The following is a 1,328-nucleotide window of genomic DNA, read 5'->3' as shown; positions in this document are numbered from 1 at the left end:
GCCTGGGCCAGTCGCTGGCCCAAATGGCCGCCGCCGACCCGGACAAGGACTTTGTCGGTATCGAAGTGCACCGTCCCGGCGTAGGGGCCTTGCTCATGGAAATCGAGCAGCGCAGCCTGAATAACCTGCGCAGTTACTGTGACGACGCGGTAGAGATTCTGGAGCTGTGCATTCCCGATAACAGCCTGGCGCGGGTGCAGCTGTACTTCCCGGATCCCTGGCACAAGAAAAAGCACCACAAGCGCCGCATCGTTCAGCCCGCCTGGGTGGCACTGGTACAACGCAAACTGCAACCCGGCGGTATTCTGCACATGGCCACGGACTGGGAAAACTATTCCGAACACATGATGGAAGTGATGAACACAGCCGAGGGGTTCAACAATGTGGCGGGGCCAGGCGTCTTCTCGCCGCGCCCGAGCTGGCGCCCGGAAACCAAGTTTGAGCGCCGCGGGGAAAAACTTGGCCACGGAGTCTGGGACTTGTTGTTCGAGAAAAGCGCTTAACAGTAAAGAATTCGGCCTAAAGGCGGGCAAAGAAAAACCGCAGCGCAGGCTGCGGTTTTTCTTTGCTCAATCTCAGCGGAAGTAGCCTTCCACCCCCAAATTTAAACTGTTGTATTCCAGCTCTTCACCCATTTCATCTTCAAAGCTGTAGAAGGTGTAACCCGCGACAATACCGCCGTTCCCCTGATTGAAAAGAAATTTACCACGCAGGCCATAGAAAAAATCCCGACCATCGCTGCTGCTTTTCGACGTCCCGAGGGCAGTGGTAGTAATGGATTCGCCATCCCAGTTCTGCAAACCCAATGCCCCCCAAGTAAACCGTATCCGCAAGTGGGAACATGATATCAGCCGCCAGGTACAGACCATCGGCATCCACCTCATATTCGCCTATCTTCATTCCACCCGTGAACACCTCTCCGGATTGCTCCCCGAATTGGCGGTAGCCAATACGAAAAGAGGAAGCGCCACTAAAAGCATACCCCCAAGTACAGGTCTGGCCCTGTGCTGGCACCATCATCTTCTACGTTGAAACCACCACCCAGAGCATCTTCCAGCTCATCAGCAAAATTACCGGTATCCAGCGCAAAGCCTCCACCCACAAGAAAGCCCCCTCGCAGGCTATCTTCAACAGCCCAGGAGTTTCCGGTGGCCAAGGCCACCAGCAGCGTCACTAGGGAACCTCTGAAAAACTCCTTGCGTACTCAGTCTTTCAGGCTGGTTCGCAATCTATACCCCATTCGGGGCACAGAGGGCGCGCTTTTGAAGGTGTCCCCTAACTGGGATCGAGATATGTCCATCCATCGAAAAAGCGCAACAACGAGTGCG

The 1,328-nt window shown here is 55.3% G+C and carries 3 protein-coding genes; 1 reads left to right on the top strand and 2 read right to left on the bottom strand.

The genetic code is table 11. From position 1 onward, the window contains the following. On the top strand, positions 1-503 hold a 503-nt coding region (trmB, locus tag A3730_RS20395; RefSeq protein ID WP_063538791.1), incomplete at its 5' end, for a tRNA (guanosine(46)-N7)-methyltransferase TrmB. Positions 504-575: 72 nt separating this feature from the next. On the opposite strand, the gene A3730_RS32765 is transcribed toward trmB, so the two are convergent. Both A3730_RS32765 and A3730_RS32760 read right to left on the bottom strand, forming a co-directional pair. After that, positions 576-800 carry a hypothetical protein gene (locus A3730_RS32765; protein WP_231880735.1) on the bottom strand — a complete coding sequence of 75 codons (225 nt, stop codon included), beginning with the start codon at positions 798-800 and terminating at the stop codon, positions 576-578. Between the two features lie 170 nt (positions 801-970). After that, positions 971-1,174, bottom strand: a complete 204-nt coding sequence (locus A3730_RS32760) for a hypothetical protein (protein ID WP_063519302.1) — start codon at positions 1,172-1,174, stop codon at positions 971-973. Positions 1,175-1,328 lie beyond the last annotated feature (154 nt).

The organism is Alcanivorax sp. HI0044, assembly GCF_001634945.1.
Note: the sequence above shows the minus strand (reverse complement) of the source record. Positions and strands in the feature narration are given on the sequence as shown.